2 protein-coding genes and 2 tRNA genes are annotated in these 5271 nt (G+C 77.2%); 2 read left to right on the top strand and 2 right to left on the bottom strand.

The genetic code is table 11. From position 1 onward, the window contains the following. Nucleotides 1–52 precede the first annotated feature (52 nt). Nucleotides 53–125: transfer RNA gene (locus tag ACSNOD_RS27995), tRNA-Arg, on the bottom strand. A 289-nt stretch (nucleotides 126–414) separates the two neighbouring features. Next, nucleotides 415–504, bottom strand: a tRNA-Ser gene (locus ACSNOD_RS27990). Nucleotides 505–784: 280 nt separating this feature from the next. Here ACSNOD_RS27990 and ACSNOD_RS27985 point away from each other — a divergent pair. Further along, nucleotides 785–1318: an SSI family serine proteinase inhibitor gene (locus ACSNOD_RS27985; RefSeq protein WP_436769862.1), complete on the top strand. Its 534-nt coding sequence runs from the start codon at nucleotides 785–787 to the stop codon at nucleotides 1316–1318. Between the two features lie 252 nt (nucleotides 1319–1570). Then, nucleotides 1571–5271: PAS domain-containing protein (locus tag ACSNOD_RS27980; RefSeq protein WP_436769861.1), on the top strand; the 3701-nt coding region annotated here is incomplete at its 3' end.

The raw sequence follows: 5271 nt of genomic DNA, 5'->3' as shown, positions 1-5271 counted from the left end.
CACCATAGGACGAAGGCCCCCCAGTTCCCTGGGGGGCCTTCGTCCTATGGTGCGCGCTCGGCAGGATTCGAACCTGCAACCTCTTGATCCGTAGTCAAGTGCTCTATCCGTTAAGCTACGAGCGCTTGCTTCCCGGTTTTTCTTTCCGGTCGGCGTTGCGGGAACAACATTACATGACCTGCGGCCGGAGACGAAATCCGTTCCCCATGTGGCCGCCGACCTGCGAAAACACCCCTCTTTGCGCGTGGCGCGACCGGGCCGCCGACCGCGGCGCCGGCCCCACGATCGAACATGCGGACCCCGGGCGCCCGAGCGAACGCTTCCGGCCGCCGGGGGAAACACCATCGGGAGAACGCCCCGGAAAAACACAGAAGCCCCGGCCGAGGGCCAGGGCTTCACGATCCGAGGATCGAGCGGAGGCTCCGGGATTTGAACCCGGGATGGGGGGTTACCCCAAACCGCATTAGCAGTGCGGCGCCATAGACCAGACTAGGCGAAGCCTCCTCACACCCACGCGCGAACGCGAAGTGGTGTGCAGATGATGGCACAGCCCGTGGACTGTCACCAATCGCACCCTACGGTACTAGGCCCGTGGGCAGCAGAGCAAAGGCGTACCTGGTGAGCCGCCCGCACCACCCCGCGCGGGGGCGTGCCGCGACGGTGGCCGGCGGACGCGTGCGCAACGCCCGGGGCCCCGGCGCGTTAGTAGAGCAGGGGCGTGCCGACGGTGTGCGCACCACCCGTCCGCGCCCCCGTTCCGCCCTCCGCACCCCCGGGAGCCCCCATGTCGCCGCGCCGTCTCACCGCCCTCGCGCTCACCGTCCTCTCCGCCACCGCGGCGCTCGCCGCGGCACCCGGCGCCACCGCGGCGGGCGGCGGGGCGCCCCTGCCCATGCCGCTGCCCATGCCCTTGCCGCTGTTCGGGGAGGCCTTCCCGCAGCCGCCGGCCGTCGACGCCCCGCCCGCCGACCGGGTCCCGCCGGCCGGCACCGACCAGCTGACCGTCGTCGTCGACCGCACCGGGGACCCCCATCGGGACGGCACGTACCACCTGGACTGCCACCCCACGACTGGCACCCATCGCGATCCGCAGGGCGCCTGCGACCGGCTGGACGAGGTGGCCACCTGGGGCCGGGACCCCTTCGCGCCGGTGCCGCCCGACGCCATGTGCACCCGGATCTACGGCGGCCCGGCCGTCGCCCACGTCGTGGGGACCTGGGCCGGGCGCCCCGTCGACGCGCGGTTCTCCCGGACCGACGGCTGCGAGATCCGGCGCTGGGACCATCTGCGCCCGCTCCTGCCCGACCTCTCCTCCTGACCGCGCACGCGGCGGCCACTCCTATGACGGAATGACATATTCCGTTACCCGGACACGGAGCCGTAAGCCCTGCCGTAAGCCTTATGTCGGGCGTGCGGCGAGTCGCCCCCGGACGCCGTACGAGCCGCTTCATCCGCCGTCGCTCGCGCAACCGCTGCCCGTAGACTCCCTCTAGTGACACGCCCCGCGGCGAGCGGCAAGATGGGCCGGGGCTGGTCGGCACAGTGCGGTAACCAGGGAGGAAGCGTCGTCGTGAGCAGCAGGCCATCCCGAGGCGCTGCTCGCCTCGCAGCCATACTCGACGCCCTCCCCGACGCCCTGCTGCTGGTCAACTGCAACGGCACGGTGGTCAACGCCAACACCATCGCGCTGGAGACGTTCGAGACGCCGGGCACCGCGCTCGTCGGGCGCGGACTGCTCTCCCTGCTGCCCGACTTCGACCCCAAGCTCATCCCCGGGTCGATGCGCCGCCCCGCCGCCGAGGACCGGCACGGGCGCACGAAGCCGACCCGCATGGTCGCCCGGCGCACCGACGGCACGGAGTTCCCGGTCGAGGTGACCAGCGCCAATCTCGACGACGCGCGGATGCCGTACGCCGACCCCTCGCTGCACCACTACACCGGCGACGAGCTGCTGATGCTGGTCGTCCGGGACCTGACGGGCACCGTGGACACCGAGGCCGAGCTGGCCCGCCAGCAGCGGCAGACGGAGATGATCCTGCGCGCGGCGGCCGAGGGCGTCGTCGGCGTGGACACCGAGGGCAAGGTCGTCCTCGTCAACCCCTCCGCCGCGCAGATCCTCGGCTACCGCGCCAGCGACCTGGGCGGCCAGGAGCTGCACCCGCTGATCCACCACTCGCGCGCCGACGGCAGCCCGCTGCCGTACGAGGAGTCCCCGCTCGCCGACACCCTGCGCTCGGGCCGCAAGCACCGAGTGCGCGGCCAGGTGCTGTGGGCCAAGAACGGCCGGGCGGTGCCGGTCGATCTGACGACCGCGCCGGTCCGCGACGGCGAGCAGCTCGTCGGCGCGGTGATGACCTTCCTCGACCGGCGGCCGTACGACGCCCTGGCCGCGCGCCACGCCCAACTCCTCGCCGTCCTGGACGACTCCCTGCGCGGGCCACTGAGCGAGCTCCGCGCCGAGCTGGGCACGCTCGCCGCCGACCCGGCCGGCCAGCTCTGGCCCGAGGCCAACCAGATCCTGCACCACCTCGCCGCCGGCTACGCGCGGATGACCACGCTGGTCGACAACGTGCTGGACTTCCAGCGGGTGGACGCGGGCGAGGACCGGCTGGCGCCGGCCGAGATCACCCTGGACGAGGTGGTCTCCGCGGGCGTCGAGGGCGCGATCGAGCTGATCGGCCCCGGCCGCGCCCAGTTCGCGGTGCACGCGCCGCCGCTGGAGGTCCAGCTGGACCCGGAGCGGATGGCTCGGGCGCTCGCCCATCTCATCGCGGACGTGGCCGGCGTCGACGCCACGGGGAACGCTCCGGCCGCCGGCGGCGGTTCGGGCGACTCCACGATCGTGGTGGCCGCCGCGCAGCGCGGTGACTCCGTGCGGATCGAGGTGCGCGGCCCGTACCCGGGTGGCCACCCGGTGCACGAGCCGCTGGCCCGGGGGATCGTGCGGCGGCACGGCGGCACGCTGCGCACGCATGAGGCGCCGGGGATGAGCGGCAGCGCGCATGTGCTGGAGCTGCCGATGACGGCGGTGTCCGGGCCGGTCGCCCCCGCGCGTCCGCGTACGGGTACGGGTGCGGGCTCGCGTACGGGTACGGATGCGGACTCGGCCGCGCGCGGCGGTGCCGGCGGCGCGGGCGGTGGCGATGCCGCGTCGCACGCCGGCGGTGATCGCGGTCATCACGGGGGCCACGGGGGCCACGGGGGCCAGGGCAGTCACAGCGCTCACAACAGTCACAACGGTCACGGCAGTCAGGGCAGCCAGGGCGGTTCGTCGGGGCAGGTGCCGGCGGCGCGCGAGGCACAGGGCGCCCTGCCGGCCGGTGCGGCCGCGGCGGCGGGCGGGCTGATCGCCGTACCCGCGCAGGGCACGGCCCCCGGAGCCGCGCCGCAGGACGGTCCCCCAGCCCTGGAACCGCCCCGGCCGACCGGGCGGCGCCGGGCGCGGCGCGGTCCGGAGAGCGAGCTGCCGCCGGGCGCGGACCGGTCGGCCCTGCCGGTCGGTGCCGGCGGTGCCAACAGCCCCGGCGGCGCCTTGGAGGCGGCGCACGGCGCGAACGGTGGCGCCGACGGTCACGCGGGGCCGGGCGAGCGCCGACGCCGGCCCGTACGCGGGGCCCTCGGTGGCGCGCCCGCAGTCGGCCCGGCGGATGCGCCCGGCTCCGGCGGCTCCGCCGGGCCCGGTTCCCACGCTCCTGGCGCCATCGCCATCGCACGGGCCATCGCCCTGCCGGCCGGTACGGGCGCTTCCGACAGTACGGGTGCTTCCGGCGGCGCGGGCGGTTCGACCGGAGGCGAGGGCGCGCGAGGCGATCACGCCGCGGTGGAGCCGGCCGGGAACGGACCGCACGCCGGTGCGGCCGGACAGGGCCCGGGGGCCATCGCCCCCGCCGTGCCCGTACCGCCGGCTGCCGCCGTCCTGCCCGCCCCCGCGGCACCGGCTCCCTCTCCGTCCCTGCCCGAGTCGCCCGTTCCGGTGGCGCCGGTCTCCGCGCTGCCGCCGGCCGGCTCCGGCGCGGCCGCCGGGGGTGCCGAGGCGCGGGGCCACGCCCTGCCCGCGCTGCCCTCCGTCGAGAGCGGCCAGGACGAGACCCACCCCGGGCAGCTCGTCGCGGCCCATGACGCGTGGCCCGCCCAGGACCGGACCGCCCAGGCTTCCGCCCCGGCGAGCGCGGCGAACACGGCCGGCACGCCCAACGGGCAGACCGGACAGAGCGGACAGAGCGGACCGAACGCGCAGCGCACGCCGGACGCGCAGCACACGGCGACCGCACCGCACGTGCCGGACGCGCGGAGCGGCGCGGGGGACGGCGGCCCTCGGCCCATGCCCGTACCGGACGCCCCGCAGCAGCCGACCGGGCGGCGGCGCGGGCGGCCCAGCCCCGCCGAGGAAGCGCAGGCGGGGGCGGAGAGCGCCGCCCCGCCGGCGGCCGGGGCCGGCCGCACCGGCCGGCGCGCACGCCACGGCACGCCCCAGCAGGCCGCGCCCGTCACGCCCGGTCCGGCGGTCGAGCAGGCGCCGGCGCCGGCGGGCCCGCAGGGCGCGGTCCACGCGATGCCGGGCGGCCCGAGCGCCGTCGAGCCCCGACCGGGCGACCCGTCGCAGGCCGCCGCACAGCCGCCGGTGCCCGCCGCCGGTGCCCCGAACGACCCGGTGGCGCCGGGCACTCCGGGCATTCCGGGCGGCCCCGGCGCGCACCCCGAAAACCCGGGCCACACCGGCCACTCCGGGCACTCTGTTCACCCCGCGCCCGGCGAGCCCGCTGGACCGGCCTCCGACACACCCGCGCCGGGGGCGACCACCGAGGGCGCGGCCGCCAACGGCCTCGCCCTGCCCGTCGTACCGCCACAGGCCGGCGCCCCCGAGCCGGGCGCGCCCACCGGACGGCGCGCACGCCGGCTCGCGCCCCCCGCCGCCTCCGCCGAGGGCGCCGGCGCGCTCCCGCGACAGTCGAACCCGCCGCACGGGGACGGCGCCACGCCCACGGGCCCGTACGGCGGCCCGGCGGCCGACGGCGGTGCGACCGTGCCCGCGCAGGGCGGCGCCCCGGGCGGGCGGCCCGCCGCGGCACAGCCCCAGCCCACCGGGCGGCGGGCGCGGCGCGCGCTCGCGGATGCCACGGAACGCGTGATTCCGGAGCAGTCGGGCCCGTCCGGGCCGGGCACCGCACAGCCGGGCGCGGGGCCGGTCCCGGGGCCCGTCACGGGTCCCGCCGCGGGCCCCGCCGCAGGACACCACCAGGGCCCGGCGCACGAGATGCCGGCGCCGGCGGC

Source organism: Streptomyces sp. URMC 123 (genome assembly GCF_051386515.1).
GTDB lineage: Bacteria > Actinomycetota > Actinomycetes > Streptomycetales > Streptomycetaceae > Streptomyces.
Note: the sequence above shows the minus strand (reverse complement) of the source record. Positions and strands in the feature narration are given on the sequence as shown.